The 15,919-nt window shown below is 60.5% G+C and carries 17 protein-coding genes; 5 read left to right on the top strand and 12 right to left on the bottom strand.

Annotated elements, in window-relative coordinates; genetic code table 11:
* The first annotated feature begins 2 nt into the window (after positions 1 to 2).
* Complete coding sequence (locus HY795_13340) at positions 3 to 323, top strand: hypothetical protein (protein MBI4806213.1); 321 nt, start codon at positions 3 to 5, stop codon at positions 321 to 323.
* A 102-nt stretch (positions 324 to 425) separates the two neighbouring features.
* On the top strand, positions 426 to 1,100 hold the full coding sequence (locus HY795_13335) for a GNAT family N-acetyltransferase (protein ID MBI4806212.1): 675 nt from the start codon (positions 426 to 428) through the stop codon (positions 1,098 to 1,100).
* A 119-nt stretch (positions 1,101 to 1,219) separates the two neighbouring features.
* On the opposite strand, the gene HY795_13330 is transcribed toward HY795_13335, so the two are convergent.
* The 3 genes from HY795_13330 to HY795_13320 all read right to left on the bottom strand — a co-directional run bounded on the left by HY795_13330 (position 1,220) and on the right by HY795_13320 (position 4,519).
* The gene (locus HY795_13330; GenBank protein MBI4806211.1) at positions 1,220 to 1,579 is read right to left on the bottom strand and encodes a LysR family transcriptional regulator; all 360 of its coding nucleotides are present in this window, start codon (positions 1,577 to 1,579) and stop codon (positions 1,220 to 1,222) included.
* A gap of 232 nt (positions 1,580 to 1,811) precedes the next feature.
* Positions 1,812 to 3,572, bottom strand: coding sequence for a DUF89 family protein (locus HY795_13325; GenBank protein ID MBI4806210.1), 1,761 nt, complete (start codon positions 3,570 to 3,572; stop codon positions 1,812 to 1,814).
* Between the two features lie 95 nt (positions 3,573 to 3,667).
* A complete protein-coding gene (locus tag HY795_13320) occupies positions 3,668 to 4,519 on the bottom strand; it encodes an NAD(+)/NADH kinase (GenBank protein MBI4806209.1) in 852 nt (283 codons plus the stop codon).
* 157 nt (positions 4,520 to 4,676) lie between these two features.
* Here HY795_13320 and HY795_13315 point away from each other — a divergent pair, with 157 nt between their 5' ends.
* From HY795_13315 to purU, 3 genes are all read left to right on the top strand, one after another.
* Entirely contained in the window at positions 4,677 to 5,096 is a 420-nt protein-coding gene (locus tag HY795_13315; GenBank protein ID MBI4806208.1) for a hypothetical protein, read from the top strand.
* A 113-nt stretch (positions 5,097 to 5,209) separates the two neighbouring features.
* Positions 5,210 to 5,530: a flagellar biosynthesis anti-sigma factor FlgM gene (flgM, locus tag HY795_13310; protein MBI4806207.1), complete on the top strand. Its 321-nt coding sequence runs from the start codon at positions 5,210 to 5,212 to the stop codon at positions 5,528 to 5,530.
* Positions 5,531 to 5,760: 230 nt separating this feature from the next.
* Positions 5,761 to 6,645, top strand: coding sequence for a formyltetrahydrofolate deformylase (gene purU, locus HY795_13305; protein MBI4806206.1), 885 nt, complete (start codon positions 5,761 to 5,763; stop codon positions 6,643 to 6,645).
* A 163-nt stretch (positions 6,646 to 6,808) separates the two neighbouring features.
* Here the strand turns inward: purU and fliW are convergent, their stop codons facing one another.
* The 9 genes from fliW to flgA form a co-directional block, all read right to left on the bottom strand.
* Positions 6,809 to 7,264 carry a flagellar assembly protein FliW gene (gene fliW / locus HY795_13300; GenBank protein MBI4806205.1) on the bottom strand — a complete coding sequence of 152 codons (456 nt, stop codon included), beginning with the start codon at positions 7,262 to 7,264 and terminating at the stop codon, positions 6,809 to 6,811.
* The gene (gene csrA, locus HY795_13295; GenBank protein ID MBI4806204.1) at positions 7,240 to 7,479 is read right to left on the bottom strand and encodes a carbon storage regulator CsrA; all 240 of its coding nucleotides are present in this window, start codon (positions 7,477 to 7,479) and stop codon (positions 7,240 to 7,242) included. Before csrA ends, fliW begins: the two co-directional genes overlap by 25 nt.
* Before the next feature lie 71 nt (positions 7,480 to 7,550).
* Positions 7,551 to 9,095, bottom strand: coding sequence for a flagellar hook-associated protein FlgL (gene flgL, locus HY795_13290; GenBank protein ID MBI4806203.1), 1,545 nt, complete (start codon positions 9,093 to 9,095; stop codon positions 7,551 to 7,553).
* Between the two features lie 16 nt (positions 9,096 to 9,111).
* Positions 9,112 to 11,235: a flagellar hook-associated protein FlgK gene (flgK, locus tag HY795_13285; protein ID MBI4806202.1), complete on the bottom strand. Its 2,124-nt coding sequence runs from the start codon at positions 11,233 to 11,235 to the stop codon at positions 9,112 to 9,114.
* Positions 11,236 to 11,709 (bottom strand): flagellar export chaperone FlgN, encoded by a 474-nt coding sequence (gene flgN, locus HY795_13280; GenBank protein MBI4806201.1) that lies wholly within the window; start codon positions 11,707 to 11,709, stop codon positions 11,236 to 11,238.
* Positions 11,710 to 11,721: 12 nt separating this feature from the next.
* On the bottom strand, positions 11,722 to 12,978 hold the full coding sequence (locus HY795_13275) for a peptidoglycan DD-metalloendopeptidase family protein (protein ID MBI4806200.1): 1,257 nt from the start codon (positions 12,976 to 12,978) through the stop codon (positions 11,722 to 11,724).
* Between the two features lies 1 nt (position 12,979).
* Positions 12,980 to 14,092 (bottom strand): flagellar basal body P-ring protein FlgI, encoded by a 1,113-nt coding sequence (locus tag HY795_13270; GenBank protein ID MBI4806199.1) that lies wholly within the window; start codon positions 14,090 to 14,092, stop codon positions 12,980 to 12,982.
* Positions 14,093 to 14,133: 41 nt separating this feature from the next.
* Positions 14,134 to 14,898: a flagellar basal body L-ring protein FlgH gene (locus tag HY795_13265; GenBank protein ID MBI4806198.1), complete on the bottom strand. Its 765-nt coding sequence runs from the start codon at positions 14,896 to 14,898 to the stop codon at positions 14,134 to 14,136.
* A 16-nt stretch (positions 14,899 to 14,914) separates the two neighbouring features.
* Positions 14,915 to 15,919 (bottom strand): flagellar basal body P-ring formation protein FlgA, encoded by a 1,005-nt coding sequence (flgA, locus tag HY795_13260; GenBank protein MBI4806197.1) that lies wholly within the window; start codon positions 15,917 to 15,919, stop codon positions 14,915 to 14,917.

Raw genomic sequence — 15,919 nt, 5'->3', positions numbered from 1 at the left:
CCATGCGAGCAACCATATTTCTTCTGCTTAGCCTCTCGCTGCTGGCCGGATGCGTGGAGAGCGGACGGGGCGGCTATTACGACGACGGCTATTACGACACCGGCCAAGGCTATTACCATCCCACCTACCAACAACGCCACGGCGGAACGTATTACGGCCCTAACCAGCAGAATTACGACCAACAGCGCAGACGCGTCGAAGCCAACTGCAACATGAACTGGCAGAACTGCGCGGGCGTCTGCAACACCATGCGCGACGCCAACCAGCGCGCTGTGTGCATCGCCAACTGCAACAACGCATTGAACCAGTGTAAAAGCCGCTAGCAGCCAGCAGGCGACCTCCCTTCCAGACCGTCTGGAAGGGAGGCGCGAGCGCCCGGTGTCCAAGCGATTGCCCCTATCCACCCAGCGTGGTAGACTTTCTTCATGCCCGTAGACAATACCGAACCCCTCTCCGTGTACCGGGCCGGGCCAGGATACGCCAGATGCCTGGCGGACATGATCCTTCTGGCCTCCCGTTCCCACCACAAGCGAGGTTTCCTGGATCACCTCACCGGCTTGCCTGAAGCGGCCCTGCTCAAGCTGCTGGCTGGCCTGGCCATGCACCCGGCCCAGCCCTGGGGCCGCATAGACAACACCTATGTGGCCCTGGTGGACGGCGTGTGTTCCGGCACGGTCACGGTGCGCGAAGACATCTCCACACCGGATTATCCGTTCTCCCCCCAGGCACTGCGCGATCTTGCACCCGGCATCGGGATAAATCCCGAACAGGTCGAGAACATCTTGAGCCGGCAACGCGTCTTCGTGGATGCCCTGCCAGCGGTGACCGAACCGGCAACGCCTGGAACATGGCTTGTGGAATTTCTCGGCGTGCGCAGGGAGAACCGGGCGGGTGGCGTGGCCAGAGGCCTCATGGCCAGGGTGGAACAGGACCTGCGGGCCGCAGGCGCGAAAGCCGTGGAGCTTTATTGCGACCTGGGCAACACGCGTGCGGAAAGGCTTTTTTCCACCCTGGGTTTTACCCTCGTCAGGGAGTACCGCTACGGCCCCGGGATGGAGGTCTATGGCGAGGGCGTCAGCCTCTATAAGCTGGAATTGTGATTTCCCTGGGCACGGGGATTATTTCATGTGCGCAAGGGACGCTGATTAGAATTAACGAAAGGATGGACTTGGTATCGGCGATCTCCCGACGAACCGCCACAACGCACTCCTGCCAGGGATCAACTCTCGTCGGCGTCGCCCGCGTCCCTGGCCAACCCACGCTTCATCTTGCGCGCCTCTTTGAAACTTAGGCAGGCCCAGGGGAAGAGTTCCCGGGCCTTGTCCACAGCGGAGTTCTCCACCGCCTCATACCACTCGCGGAACTTGTCCATGAGAAGCCGTCCGCCAGGCGTGAGCCTGTGTCCTCCATTTCTGCTCCCGGCCTGCTCGATGAGCACGACGCCTAACACCTTTTCCGTTCTCTTTATCTTGCCCCAGGCCGCCCGGTAGGACATGCCCAGATGCTCGGCGGCCTTCTTGAGCGAGCCGAAACGGTCCACGGCCTCGAGGAGCATGCCCCGGCCCGTACCGAAGAACATGCCGTCCTCCGTTTCCAGCCATAGCCTCAGGCGCACAACGGGAGGCGGGGTTTCCCCAAAGGAACCATTGGCTCCCTTCAATTGACCATCTCCTGGCGTAGACCGTTTCTGAGATTTGTTTTCCAATCCGGCCAAATTGTATCAAACCCTCCCGGGAAAAACCTCCCGGAATCTTGGGCGTATAGACTCATGCTGACACGCCTAGTTTCACGAAGACCGGGTGAAGAGAATTCTACCGCGCCGCTATGGCCGCGTCGAAGAACTTCCCTACCCCGTACTCGCGGCGGCGGAAGAACTTCTCCGGGTCTGGCCCGATGACCTGCATTTCCGGGTGGGAGCGCTGCATGTCCAGGGCGATCTGCATTTCCTTGGTGCAGCCTGTGGAGAAAGTGGCGTCCTTTCCGGCCCAGACCGGAGGGATGCTGCGCCCCATGAGCTCGAAGGCCTGCTCGATGTCCTGGGTGGACTGAAATCGCCACACGTTGATGAGCCCCGAGCGCTGCACCTTCTCCCACATGAACATCAGGTCGTCGGCGTCCATGCCTTCCTCGAAGTGCTCCGCCGGATTGATGATGTAGGTCCCGGCGAGCTTGGCCCTCAGGTGTTTGACGAAGGTGTGCAGGATGGTGATGGCTGTCTCGGTTTCATGGGGAATGGAGCCCACAATGGCCGAATAGAACATGATGGACTTGCCCGCCGACTTTTCGGAACGCATGCGGGTGATGATGGCCTCGGCCTTGGCCGTGATCTCGGGTTCGGTGAAGGTGCGAAGCTTGGAGGGCTTCGGCTTGAACTCGATGCGCAGCGTTCCTTCCTGGTCCCGGTGTACGCTGATGACGTCCCGGGTGAACTCGGTCTTGGTCATCATGAGGCGGCGATGGTTGAGCTCGCCCTTGGCGATGATCAGGTCCGACTCCTTCCAAGCCCGCGCAAAGGTGATGCTGGTCTTGTACAGGTTGAGCCGTTCCCTGGTCCCGTCGGAGATCACCAGGAAGGGGTTCTCCTTGATGGCCTGGAGGAGCTGATTCTTGCCCACCCGGTTGTCGCCCAGGATGCGCGCCCCGAACATGGAAAAATACTGCGCCAGGATCGGGTCCTCGTCCGCGTCCCATACCGTGGGGCAGTCGAAGAAAAAGCCTTCCTTGAGCGCCATGATCACCCTGTGCCCCATGCGCAGCAGCGAACGCACCACCAGAAGATCGAAGAGCATCCCTCCCGCCGTGTCCGGGAGGTAGAGAATCTTCATGGACTTGGGCTTGCCCGGGTCCAGGGCTAAGCGGAACGCGTCGAACGGGCCGCAGTTTAAGACCTCCCGTTCGATTTCCTCGGGCTGGGGGAACCCCTGGTCGTCTTTCCAGACCTTGCTCCAGACCGAAAGGCACAGGAGGCGAGAAATCTCCAGCATGTCCAGCTCGAAGCGCATGTCCCGGATTGTCGCGCAGTTGGCGGACATGCCCGGACAGGTGTTCAGGGCGGCGTTCATGGCCGGCGTATCCATGAACTGCCTGGCCCGGCGGTTCATGACGCGCTTGCGGGCCCGGTACGGGTCGTCCTGGCCGGCCTGGGCCAAAAAGACCGACGTCAGGCGCTTTAAGAGCCTGGACGGAATGAGCACCGGCGCGTTCACCGCCTGGCGGTATTTGTGGTCGCACAGCGCGAGGATCATCATCTTTTCGTACTGGCCCGGGCAGTGGTTTTCTATAAGCTCCAGCACCATGCGCCAGACCTTGGCGTAGGCGTCCATGAGGGCCGGTTCCTGATTCTTTTCCAGCAGGTGTCCCAGCATGACGTCGGAACAGGGCACATAGATCTGGTCCGGCCCAAGAGCCACCATGAAGCGCATCTGCTCAGGTGAAGCGTTGCGCAGGGGGTCGATGCTGTATTCGATGTGGTTCTCGCTCATGAAATGGAGAATCCAGGCATCGAGGAGAGGGTCTTTGCCGTAGCGCAGTTCCGAGGGGGAACCGATGGAGGGAAAGCTGACCGGGCTCATCGTTCTCTGATGGGGTCAATCCTGTAAGAAGTCAAACGATATGGAGGGTTATACCCGCGCTTAGCGTAAGTATTCCGTTTTCCTTCCACAGCGCATCAACGTTCCCTGATGAATCCCTTATCCAAAAGCTTGTTGAAATAGGTATGCCTGCCCACGGCCACGAGCTTGAGCGAATGCGGGGCCTGGCGCACCCTTATCCAGTCGCCTGGCTTCAGGGGGAAGGTGGACTGCCCGTCGCAGGTGAGCACGACATCCGCGGTGGCCTCCTCCACTCCAAGGTCAAGCGGACGGTCGGTGGGGAGAACCATTGGCCTGAAGTCGCACAGGAACGGACAGATGGGGGTAAGGGTGAGCACCCGAAGATCCGGGTGGACCAGCGGCCCGCCCGCGCTCATGGAATAGGCGGTTGCGCCCGTGGGCGTGGCCACCACCATGCCGTCGGCCCGGAAGCCGCCCAGCTTTTCTCCGCCGAATACGACGCCGACCTTGATGAGCCGGGCCATGGACCCGCGCACAACCACGTCGTTCACCGCGCCGCTGGAAAAAACCTGCCTGCCGTCGCGGGCCACTTCGCAGGCGAGCATGATGAGCTGGCCAACGGAGAAACCCTTCACTATCACCTGTTTCAGCGGCTCCTGCCAGTCCTCGGCAGTGAGCTGGGTCAGAAAACCCAGCCGGCCCTGATTGATTCCCAGAAGCGGCACCGACTCGCCGGCCAGCTTGCGGGCCACGCTGATCATGGTTCCATCGCCGCCCAGAACAACGGCGAGCTGCGGCCTGGGCAGGGTTCCCACCAGGCAGAACGCGTCGAAACACCCTTCCTGGTCCGTGCGGTTTTCCACCACGCGTCCCGAGGACCCGAGGCCGGAAAGCCAGGAGAGAAGTTGCTGAGCCATTGCCCGGGCCTTTTCGTCCCCGGCCTTGACCACCACGAGAACATCGCGCACCGCTGGTTGCATAGCGCGTGTCTAGAGCAAAGCGGACCTGGCTTCAAGACGTATCCGGCATTACTGGCAAAAATGGATATGGCTTTTTTTAAAAGCCACCCTAAAGACTTCACTGTTACTGACCGATAGAGTACGTGACGAGCGAGGAGAATCGAGAATGGCTGCGAACCCCGCCCTGCTCCGAAACATGCTTCGCACCTACGGGCGGCAGGTTACGACGGCCAGACGGCTGGCACGATACAGGCGTTCGCTTCGGGCGGCCGGGGCGGAGGACCAGATCGAAATCTCCCGCGAAGCCAAGCGCCGCGAACTGGTGCACAAAGTGGCTGCTGAAATTGTCGAGAGTCTGATCGTCACAGGTTCCGACAATCCAGTCGTGGAGGAAATACTTCGAGAGTTGGAAACCGCGTTTCGCACGAAGTTCCTTTTCGCCTACCCTCCCGAGGAACAGGACTTGCAGATCTTTCGGGTCCCGGGTGAAAAAAACGCGGTCGAAGTGACCGGCGCCGAGCGGGCGAAGGTGTTGGAGAAGCTCTGGCACATCGCACTCGAAAAGGTCGACGAAACGATGCTTTAGCGGGCTAAAGCCCGCAAGAGTGCCAGCAAGTCAGGCCATCTGGGGAGAGGGCCCTTACCGGAAACGGAGTCTTGCGAGGCATCTCGGCGGCAGAAGCCGTCGGGGAGGGGATCATGGACATCAAAAAGATTTTGGGAGGAGCAAACCCGTACGCACAGTCCAAGGTGGACAAGGGCGAAGGTTCCGAAGCGACCGCCAAGGCTGACAAAGCCAAGGCAAAAGCCAAGAGCCAAGCCGCCACTGGAGACAGGGTGTCTGTTTCCTCCGACTCCAAACTGGTGGCCGAAGCCGCCAAGGTGGCGGCGGAGAGCCCAGACGTCCGGGTTGACAGGGTCGAGGCGCTTAAGAATCAGGTTCAGGCGGGCACGTACAACCTGGATTCACGGCGTATCGCCGAAAAAATGGTCGAAGGCGAACTCGACTTCCTGCGCTAGAACAATTTGCCGTCCGGGAGGCGGCCAACCATGAAAAGGCACTCTCGCTCGCCAAGCTTGGATTAATTATCCTCGCTTGGCGAGCTTTCATGCCTGTTTTTTTTCGCCTCAACACCCAGGACGACCGTCCCGGGGTGGTTCAACCGGCCGTCCCGGCCAAGCACCGCACCCATCACGCTCCCCCCGCACCACAAGTGGATTTCCCCGCTCCTTTCCGATAGTTTTTCCGGATGAGAACCGATTCCACCCCGTCCCTTCGCACAACAGCCAGACTGCTCATTACTTGCCCGGACCGACCCGGCATCGTTGCAGCTGTGAGCCAGTTCATTTTCACCCACGGCGCCAACATCACCCAGCTCGACCAGCATTCCACCGACCCCGAAGGCGGAACGCTGTTCATGCGCCTTGAATTCCAGACCCCCAACCTTGACCTGGGCCGTGAGGCTCTCATGTCCGCCTTTGACAGGGTTGTGGCAAAGCCTTTCGAGATGCGCTGGGGCATCTACTACGCCTGGCCCCCAAAGAAACTGGCGATCATGGTGTCGCGCCACGAGCACTGCCTGATGGAGCTTCTCTGGCGTGTTTCCCGTGGGGAGCTCCCATGCTCGCTGTCCATGGTTATCAGCAATCACCCCGACCTTCGTCATGAAGTTGAGCGGTTCGGGGTGCCGTTTCACCACGTCCCGGTGCCACGGGATACTGAAGGCAAACAAGGCGCGGAAAACGCCATCCTCGAGCACTTGGCCGGACATGCCGACGCAGTTGTGCTGGCTCGCTACATGCAAATACTCTCGGCTGATTTCATATCTCAGGCACCAGGTCCTGTCATAAACATCCACCACTCCTTCCTGCCAGCCTTTGTCGGATCTGCGCCCTACCATCAGGCATTCGACCGAGGGGTGAAGATCATCGGGGCCACCGCCCATTACGTCACGGAAGAACTCGACGCTGGCCCGATAATCGCCCAGGACGTCGCCCACGTGTCCCACAGGCACGGAGTGGAAGACTTGAAAGACCTGGGCAGGGACCTGGAGCGACAGGTGCTGGCCCGCGCGGTGAAGGCCCACCTGGAGGACCGCATAATCATCGACGGCAACAAGACCGTGGTGTTCTAGTCCCGGCGCAAGACCGGCCCTCCGCCGCGCCTCTTGCGCGTCAAAGCATTGAAGGTTCGGACCTGATACGTTTCGGCCCTTCCCGTACAGAGCGATCTGAACAAAAAAACCGGGCGCCATCGGGCGCCCGGTTTCACATTCCAGAGCAGCAAAACAGCTTTCGCTATTTATTTTCCAACAACTCTCCAGGCTTGAAATGGGTCAGGTATTTGGCGTCCGTCTGGGGAACCTGGAGGCCGATGCGGGCCTGCATGTTGATTACCACAGGTCCGGTGAGGTTGAGGGTGGTGTCTTCTGGCCTGCCTGGAGGGATGGTGACGGTGACCAGCACCATGACCTGGCGTATGTTCTCGATGCGCAGGAGCTTGCGCTCGGCATCACCCACCACCACATCGTAGTCCTGGATGAAGCTGTAGGGGTCTACCACCATGAGTCCCAGGCGAGGATCGTTCATGCTCTGCAGTATGAGAAAGGGCGAATCTTCCTTGATCTTCACCAAGGTGAATTCACGCTCGCTCTCAAAACCAATGATCCCCCGGGGGAAATGCAGTATCCGCTCGGCAGGGATGATCAGCTTGCCTATTCGGCTCTGGATCACTCGTTCTTGCTTTTTTGCCATAATGCCGCCGCCGCGAGAACGTCTTGTTGATCCGCTTCAAGTGCCATGCGGTTCTGTTCGAGCACACGCAGGTATACTTCTTCTCTATACACAGGCATTTCCTGAGGCACATCCAGGCCAATCTTGATCTGCTTTCCCTGCACACCAAGAACGGTAATTTTTATTTTGTCACCCAGGTGGATGGATTCCCCAGGACGACGTGTCAGTATAAGCATTCCCGCCTCGTATCCTTCCGATGTCGGGTACCCTAGAGCGCGTACCGATGCTTGTCAACGAATGCCTTACTCTAGAGATAGTTCATCAAGCTCAAGTTCATGATCATCGAAGTGGATTTAAGTACCGACTGATATGCAAGCTGCTGCTGGGCGAGTTTGGTCATCAGCGCGGAGATGTCCACGTCTTCGATGTTCGAAAGCTGCTCGGTCTGGTTGTCGTAGAGATTGGTGAGCACGCCTGTGGCCACCACCAGCCTGTTCTCGCGCGCACCCACGTCCGCCGCGTAATTGAGAACCGTCTGGCTTGATGATCTGAGATCCGCCAGGGCCTGCTGCACTCCCGACTGGTTGTTGGTCTCCAGATAGCCCACCAGCTTGCCCACGGTTTCAAAGAGGTTCGTGGCGTTGGAGTACCCCGCTATGACCACTGGCCTGGCGGAGTTGCTCGCCGGGTCCTGGTAGACGCCGCCGAAGATGTTCTTGCCTATGCCGTTTACCGCGATGCGTTCCGTTGGCGAAATGTCGTAATTTATTATGCCCTTGCGCGGGCGGACAACGAACATGCTCCCGGCCGTGAGTTGGTTCCCGCCATTTGAATGCAGGGTCAAAACGCCGCCGGGAAGGTTCAGGCTGGCCGAGCTGGCGGTATTGTCCGGAGTGGACGAGTTGGACACCTTCCAGGTCGCCCCTCCGTCCAGACTGTACGAGTAGGTCACCCTGGATGCCAGGGTGGTGGTCTGGTCCACGCGCACTATGACGTTGCTGTTGAAAGACCCCATGGCCGAACCGGTCACGGTGGACCCCATGCCCTGCAGGGGATCGACGGTGATCGTGTCCTCGTCGTCTCCCGTGTATTGGGCGGTGGGCCTTATCCACATCCATGTTCCGTTGGTGTCGTTGGTGTTGGTGGCGCTGGTGGCAACGACGCTCGTGTTCCTGTCGAGTTCCAGGCTCACTCCTCCGAGCGACAGCTGGAGCCTCTCCGGAGCTCCCGGATCCACCACGGTTCCCTGGGTCCAGGTGGAGCCGCCGTCAGTTGAATAGCGGAACGGAGAACCGTTGGAGAGCAGGCCGGAAGTCGTGAATTGAACCAGGGTCGTGGTCTGGTTGAAGCCATTGATCTTGAACCCGGCGTTGGAGACCACACCCTGCTGGTTCGTGGTCAGCCAGAGGGCTTCGGTAAAGGGATTGGTGTCCGTCTTGTGCCCGGCGAAAATGGCCTTTCCGTCAAACTGGGTATTGGCCATTCCCACAAGCTGACTGAACAGCTGCCTGACCTCGGAGGCTATTTCGGACCTGTTGTCGGCTGAAAGGGTGCCGGTCGCGGCCTGCTCCGCCAATTCCTTGACCCGGGTGACGACCGTATTCATCTGGATCAGGGTGCTGTCGGCCAGGTTGAGCCACCCTTCGGCCATGGAAATGTTGGTCTTGTACTGGTCGATGGCGTTCAGGTTGTCCCGGTAGCTCAATATGCGGCTCATGCCCACGGGGTCGTCGGAAGGCCTGTTGACCTTCTTCTGGCTGGCGGCCTGCAGATTGGACTCCATGAGCTGGCTCAGGGAGGTGTTCATGTAGCCCAGGCTGGATGAGTAGATCATCTGTTGGGCGACGCGCATAGCCATGACGCCCTCCTTATTGTTTGAGTCCCAGCACGGTCTGCCACATCTGGTCGGCCGCGGAGATCATTTTTGCGGCAGCCTGGTAAGAGTGCTGAAACTTTACCAGGTTGGACATTTCTTCATCCAGGTTCACGCCGGATACTTCCAGTTGGCGGTTTTTGAGATCATTGGCCAACGAGCTTTCATAGGAATAGTTGAACTGGGCGCTTTCGGTGTCCGCTCCCACAACGCCCACCAGACTGGCGTAGTATGCCTGGATGGACTGGGTGGTGGGGGCGTCTATGGACGTGCCTATGGTCACGGCCTTGGTGCGAAGCGCGGCGATGTTGAGCGCAGTGATGTTGTCGCCCTGGTTCGACTCGGCCGCTCCGTTTATGTGACCCGCGTTGACGAATCCGGAGTCCGCTCCGCACTTGGGGTTTATGATCATGGTGCGGGCGGTGTCGCCAGCGAAGAAGGTGTTTATTCCAAGCGCCGCCCACAGCCCCGTGGCATCGGTGCCGAATCCGAACGTATACCCGGCCTTGGCGTTTATCTGCAGCTCGTTGTTGACCACGGTGGCGGTAAGAAAGTTGCCGAAGGTGTTGTTCACGGCTCCGGCCACGTCCGAGAGGGTGTGCAGGTGCGGGTTGAAGAGCTGGAGTCCGCCCTGGGTCGAGTCGAAATCCAGGAAGCTGTTGGATACCAGCTGCCCGGTCGAGGAATCGTACACGTACATCATGGACGCGCCCGAAGTGAGCTTGGAGGCGAAGGTCAGGTTCGAGGAGTCGGACCCCAGGGCCACATCGGCCGACCTGACCTGGTAGGTGCCGGTCACGTCGGTGAACATCTTGGTCCCCGAACCTTGGCTGTGGATGCGGTTGGTCTCCCAGATGAGGGTCTTGACCATCGCGTCGAGGCGTTCCCTGTAGCGCCCGATGTTGTAGTCCCTGAGCTGGAAATTTCCGGCCAGGCTGCCCCCGGTTACCCGGGTCATGTTGTCCTCGCCGTTCATGTATATCTGCGGGGTCACGTTGATGGGCGTGGCCGCGGACGTGTACCAGAACAACCCGGACTTGGGCACGATGGTGAACTTGTCGCCCGCCTGGAGCATTCCGGTGGGCGTTATGGTCGAGTTGGAATTCTGGCCGAAATAAATGTTCAAGTTCCCGGCGTTCACCGAGAGGCTTTCCGGGCGCGCGTAGAAGGTCTTGATGGCTCCCGAGTCGCTCCTGAGCCAGGTGACTCCGCCATCCAAGGACACCTGGAACTGCGCCGCGGAGGAGCCCGAAGAGACGTCGCCGTCCTGGGTCACCTTGACGGTATATTCGAAGTTGTCGGTGCCGCCGAAATAGACGTTGCCGTCAAAGCTCGAGCCCGTGACCAGCTGTTTGATCACCTTGTTGCTCTCGAGCTTGAGCTCGAAATAATTCACGCCGTCAAGCAGGGTATGCCCGGCCCTGTCCATGATCGTCATGTTTCCGCCGCCGTTGTCCACCACGTTCACGTCGATGAGCTGAGCCAGGGCGCGGATTTTCCGGGCCCGCTCGTCGTAGAGGCCGTTGGCGTTGTTGCCCGGGGGGTTGTCGTGGATGACGATCTGCTTGTTGATGTCCGTGATGTCCTTAAGCAGGCTGTTCAGGGAATTCACGTCCTGAGCAATGTAGTTGTTGGCCTGCTGCCAGATGGTGTTCAGGTCCGAATCGGCCTGAGCCAGGATGGACATGAGGGACTGGGTGTCGGACAGGACGTTCTGGCGCTGCGGGTAGCTGCCGGGGTCCAGGCTCAGGTTCTGCCAGTCGGTGAAGAACTTGCTGAGCGCTTTGGCTACGCCGCTTCCGCTGGCGTCGTTGAATGTGGACTCCACAGAGCGCATCATCTGGTAGAGCGAGTTGTAGCGTTCCGCGGAAGAGGCTTTGGTGTTGTAGGAACTCTCTATGAACTTGTCGAACATCCGGATAATCGACGCGGCATCGACGCCCGTTCCCATCTGGCCGGGCTGGGAATCGACATAGAGAGAGTCCTCGAAGATCACCCTTTGCCTGGAATAGCCCTCGGTATTGACGTTGGCTATGTTCTGGCCGGTGACTTCAATACCGACCTGCGAGGCGAACAGCGCCTTCTGGCCGATATTGAGAAGGGACGTGATGCCGGCCATTTACAGGGCCCCCCTCAGCATTGCCGGAGCGGGCTTGGATTTGCCGAAGACGCCCCGGGGACCGTAGGAGGTTTTTTGCGGCATGAGCGTCTGGGTGAAGAAGTCCACGTAGCCGCTGGACTGATCAAAGAGGGCCAGGGCCAGGGAGTAGCTCTTCTCGGCCTGCTTGGCGCAGCCCTGTTCGAGAGCGTCGATCTTTTCGAGAAAGCTCTTCGCGTCGGCCCACTTGTCCCCGAAGAAGGGAGCCAGGTCCTGGAGCCGCTTCGCGGAAGGATCAACCGCGAGCATCATGCGGCGGGCATCTTTGCGTTCAACGAGAAGCTGGCGCATGAGCTCCTGGATGGAAAATTCCACCGCACCCACGGATTGAGGCCTGAACTCCTTCAGGTGGGCAAACTCTTCCTCCTGGAGGAACTGCAGGACTTTGAGGGCCTGATACTGCCGGGAAAGATTTTCCAGGATGCGCTGGGTCATGGCGAACTCCCTTTAGAGATCCGGTATCATCCTTTCGGGTTCCGGAGCGGCTGCCAGCATTGAGCCGCCGAGCTTTGACGGGTTCACCGCCGAGTCGTTCACCCTCACCTCGAAATGCAGATGGGGGCCTGTGGCTCTGCCCGTCTGACCCACTTGTGCAATTACCTGACCAGCCTTCACAGCCTGGCCCACGGCAACGGAATTGGCCTTGTTGTGGCCGTAAAAACTCTTGACCCCGTCCGCGTGCTCCACCACCACCAGATTGCCGTATCCGTGCATCTTTCCGGAGAAAACAACGTTGCCGTCCCGCCAGGATTTGACCGGAGTACCCTCGGCCGCGGCGATGTCCACGCCGTTGTGCCAGGCGCGCTGCCCGGTGAAGGGGTCCTTGCGCCAGCCGAATTCGGAGGTGAGTTCGCCCTCAACCGGCGCGACCGCGCCTACTCCGGTAGCGGCAAGCTGGACGTCCGCACCCTTTAGGTATTGGGCGCCGGGAAGACCCATATGCTGCGAGGGCGTGCCCTGAAGTGATCCGGGGGATGTTTGCTTGGGTGCGGCAGACACTGGAGCGTACGGACCAGGGGGGGTGCCCGGGCGGACGGCGTCAGCGGCCAGGACCACGCTTTGCCCGCCGGAAAGCCCCGAGGGACGCAGCTGATTGAACAATCTGCCCCGCAATCCGTTCGCCTGCACCTTGTTCACGGGAGCGGTGACCACCGATTCCGAAGCCGTTCGCCTGAGGCCCGCTTGCGATTCCGGTGAGGCCTGCTGTTTTTTCGAGGAAGCGCCAAGAGCGAGCTGGCGCTGCATGAAATCAGCAAGGCCAATTCCGCCCTGCTTGGTCAGGGTTTTGGACAGCTCCTCATCGAACATGGAGACGTATTCGTCCTCGTGCTTGCCGTGGAGCATGCCGTCCTTGGGGACGGTCTTGCGCATTTCCTTGATCATCTGGCCGATGAATACGGCTTCGAAACCCTCGCAGGCGTCCCTGGCCTTTTTCTCCTCGCTCGGTCCCGGGCTTAGGCGTTTGTTCATGGCCTGCCCCGTCAGGGTCTTCACCACTTCCGGGCTGGCCCCGGCCGCCTCGGCCTTTTCGGGCGTGAGCGAATCGAGAATCTTTCCGAAAGCCTTTTCAGGGATCTTTGGGCTCTGGGTATTCTGGGGGTTCTGGCCCGGAGCTACGCGAGCGGCCAAGGCCTGCGCCGCAGACGCCTTGCGGGCGTCCGCGGCCAGGGAGACTTGGGCAGCGCTGTCCGGTCCCAGGCTCATGTTAGATGACCTCGAGATCGGCGTGCAGGGCTCCGGCTGAGCGAAGGGTCTTCAAAATGCTTATCAGGTCGCGGGGCGTGGCCTTCAATACGTTCAGGCCTTCCACAAGTTCCTGCAGCGTGGCGCCTTCCACCATTCGCAGCTTGCGGTTTTCCTCGGTGGCGGAGATGGCCGTCTCCGGTACAACCACCGTCTGGGCGCCGATGGGCGCGAACGGTAGCGGCTGGGAGACCTCGGCGGATTCCTGAATTGTGATCTGGAGGTTGCCGTGGGTCACGGCGGAGCGGGTGAGCTTCACATTGAGTCCGACCACCACGGTGCCAGTCTTCTCGTCCACCACCACGCGCGCCTTGTTGTCCGGAGTGACTTCAAGGTTCTCGAGGGTGGCCATGAGGGGGACCATGTTGCCCCGGTGCTGCTCCGGAATCTCCAGCTTGATGGTGGAGGCGTCGGTGGCGCGTGCGAAACCGCCGCCCATGGCCTGGTTGATCTTCTTGGCTATGGCCTGGGACGTGGTGAAGTCCGCGTAGCCCAGGTTGATGGTCAGATCACGCTGCCCGTTGAAATCGAAAGGAACCGAGCGCTCCACGTTGGCTCCGCCGGGTATGGTGGCCACCGTGGTGACGTTCTTGGTGGCCGAAGCCGCCGCGCCGGAGGCTGAAAAGCCGCCCACGGCCACCGGCCCTTGGGCCAGGCCGTAGATTTCGCCGTCCACGCCCTTCATGGGAGTCATGAGAAGCACGCCGCCCAAAAGGCTCGACGCGTCGCCAAGCGACGACACCGTCACGTCCAGCTTGGTGCCGGGCCTGGCGGTGGCGGGCATCTGGCAGGTGACCATGACCGCGGCCACGTTGGCCGGCCGCAGGGTCTTCTTGTCAACGCGCACGCCCATCTTGTCGAGCATGTTCCAGATGGACTGGATGGTGAAATCCGAACCGCGCTTGTCGCCTGTGCCGCCGAGACCGACCACCAGGCCGTAGCCCACCAGCTGGTTGGTGCGCACGCCCGAGAAGGAGGCCACGTCCTTGATCCTGGCCGCCCACCCCTCCCCAGAGGTCAGCCCGGCCAGGATCAAGGCCGTCAGCAGTACAATGTGTATCCGTTGCTTGAGCATATTGGTAGCTCCTGGAACTGTCGTCCCCTCCCCCGAGAGGACTAGAAAGGCCACATATTGTCTAAGATTCTAGAGAGCCAGCCGGGTTTTTGCCGGTCGGCCAGCACGCCGGTGCCGAACATGTCCACCTGCGCTTCAGCCAAAGACGTGGAGGACACCGTGTTGTCCGGGCCCACGTCCATGGGGCGCAGAAGCCCGCGCACCACCATGATCTGCGTGTCGTCGTTGACGCGCACCTGGCGGGCGCCCTCCACCTGCATCACTCCGCCGGGCAGGATGTTCACCACTCTGCACCCGATGGTGTAGGTGACAGTGGACTCGCGGCTCGTTTCGCCGTCCGAGTCGAACTGGTTGTTCCTGCTGGTGTTCACGATGGGGGTTCCGGTACCCACGTAGCCCTGCATGCCAACGGCCCCGGCCAGGTCTAGCCCGGTGGCTCCCTTGAGGAGGCTGTTGCCCGGGATGGGGGTCATGGAATGCTGGTTGAAATAGTTGTTCACGTTCATGTCCATGGTGTTCTTGCCATTGGACTTGGTCTTGGACTTGTTTTTGGCGTTGGACTTCTCCACCACGTTGACCATGACGATGTCGCCGATGCGCCTGGCCCGGTTGTCCTCATAGAGATAATTGGGCTGTGCGGCCTGCGAATAGAGCGACCCCGGGTTCACGGAAGGGGACGGCGCCTGCATCACCGGCGGGGTGAGCGAGGACATGGGGCTCGGCTGCTTCTGCGCCGGAGGCGCGCAGGCTGTGCCCGCAACGGCCAGAGCGCATGCGGCCCAGGTCAATACCGTTTTCTTGTTCATGGTGTGCCCTCCTCCCCTACTTGGCCAGGACAGTCTTGGAGTCCTGGACAATGGCGGCCAGTTCCTTGCCGCTTTGCACATTGCGTACCGTTATCGCCCCGCCCTTGGCTCCGTCGGTAATGGCGGTCACGGGCATGACCAGCTGAACATTGACCCCGCGCCACAGGCAGGTGATCTGCTCGCCCTTGAGAATGGCGGGCATGGGCTCCAGGGTTTCCGTAGTAAGCGGCGTTCCCTGGTTGATGGATCCCTTGACCCGCATGGGAACGGGGTCGTTGGTGTTCCACGGGGTTCCCCGCACAAAGGCGAGATTACGCCGTTCAAAGGTTACCTTGTCCGAGCCCAGGGCACCTTCGCGCATGTTGAGCGGGCGCGAGGCCACGGGAATAACCTTCCAGACGTTCACGAAGGCGTTGGCGGCGATTTGCCTGAGCACCCGCCCGTCGGGGGTGGACACGGTCAGGCGCAGGTTCACCCGGCCAGGCACCATGTTGCCCACGCCCTCAACGCTCATCCGCTCCAGCTCGTTGTCGATGAAGAGCTGGCCGGGCAGGGAAATTTCCTTGACCTCGATCTCCCCGTCCTGGCCGGTCATGTTGGTTGTCAGAAAGTCGACGATCATGCGTTCCACGTCGTTGGTGGCTACTGGCTTGCCTCCGCCCTTTCTGATCACCACCTGCTCGGGCACGTGAAAATTGCCCTCGGCGTTGGGGAAAAGCCGGTCCAGATCTTCAAGGATCTTCTTGCGCGTCAGGGTGATCTGTCCTTCGCGCCCGGGGAAGGGCCACAGAGGAGTCGAGGCCAATATGCGCCAGGATTCGGGGTCTATCTTGCCTATTGGTTCGGCGATGTCGCCCAGCATGACCCGGTCGCCGGTCACCGCGACAGCCGGGGCGACCTTGAGCTTCCAGTCCATAACTCCGGCCCCCAAAGCGGCGCTGACCGCGAACACGGCCGCAGATGCCGCTATCGCCGTGAGAAACACGCCCACCCGGCGAACCCAAAGCGTATGCTGAGACAT

It is taken from the genome of Desulfovibrio sp. (assembly GCA_016208105.1).
Taxonomy (GTDB): Bacteria; Desulfobacterota; Desulfovibrionia; order Desulfovibrionales; family Desulfovibrionaceae; genus Fundidesulfovibrio.
This window is presented reverse-complemented; position numbering and strand designations above follow the sequence as displayed.

What these genes read in the sequence shown, in the direction of transcription:
- HY795_13275 (MBI4806200.1), bottom strand. Translation starts at nt 12,978, where the DNA reads ATGAGCCTGGGACCGGACAGCGCTGCCCAAGTCTCCCTGGCCGCGGAC.
- flgN (MBI4806201.1), bottom strand. Translation starts at nt 11,709, where the DNA reads ATGACCCAGCGCATCCTGGAAAATCTTTCCCGGCAGTATCAGGCCCTC.
- HY795_13335 (MBI4806212.1), top strand. Translation starts at nt 426, where the DNA reads ATGCCCGTAGACAATACCGAACCCCTCTCCGTGTACCGGGCCGGGCCA.
- HY795_13330 (MBI4806211.1), bottom strand. Translation starts at nt 1,579, where the DNA reads ATGTTCTTCGGTACGGGCCGGGGCATGCTCCTCGAGGCCGTGGACCGT.
- HY795_13265 (MBI4806198.1), bottom strand. Translation starts at nt 14,898, where the DNA reads ATGAACAAGAAAACGGTATTGACCTGGGCCGCATGCGCTCTGGCCGTT.
- HY795_13315 (MBI4806208.1), top strand. Translation starts at nt 4,677, where the DNA reads ATGGCTGCGAACCCCGCCCTGCTCCGAAACATGCTTCGCACCTACGGG.
- flgA (MBI4806197.1), bottom strand. Translation starts at nt 15,919, where the DNA reads ATGTCTCAGCATACGCTTTGGGTTCGCCGGGTGGGCGTGTTTCTCACG.
- HY795_13340 (MBI4806213.1), top strand. Translation starts at nt 3, where the DNA reads ATGCGAGCAACCATATTTCTTCTGCTTAGCCTCTCGCTGCTGGCCGGA.
- csrA (MBI4806204.1), bottom strand. Translation starts at nt 7,479, where the DNA reads ATGCTTATACTGACACGTCGTCCTGGGGAATCCATCCACCTGGGTGAC.
- HY795_13270 (MBI4806199.1), bottom strand. Translation starts at nt 14,092, where the DNA reads ATGCTCAAGCAACGGATACACATTGTACTGCTGACGGCCTTGATCCTG.
- purU (MBI4806206.1), top strand. Translation starts at nt 5,761, where the DNA reads ATGAGAACCGATTCCACCCCGTCCCTTCGCACAACAGCCAGACTGCTC.
- HY795_13325 (MBI4806210.1), bottom strand. Translation starts at nt 3,572, where the DNA reads ATGAGCCCGGTCAGCTTTCCCTCCATCGGTTCCCCCTCGGAACTGCGC.
- flgK (MBI4806202.1), bottom strand. Translation starts at nt 11,235, where the DNA reads ATGGCCGGCATCACGTCCCTTCTCAATATCGGCCAGAAGGCGCTGTTC.
- fliW (MBI4806205.1), bottom strand. Translation starts at nt 7,264, where the DNA reads ATGGCAAAAAAGCAAGAACGAGTGATCCAGAGCCGAATAGGCAAGCTG.
- flgL (MBI4806203.1), bottom strand. Translation starts at nt 9,095, where the DNA reads ATGCGCGTCGCCCAACAGATGATCTACTCATCCAGCCTGGGCTACATG.
- flgM (MBI4806207.1), top strand. Translation starts at nt 5,210, where the DNA reads ATGGACATCAAAAAGATTTTGGGAGGAGCAAACCCGTACGCACAGTCC.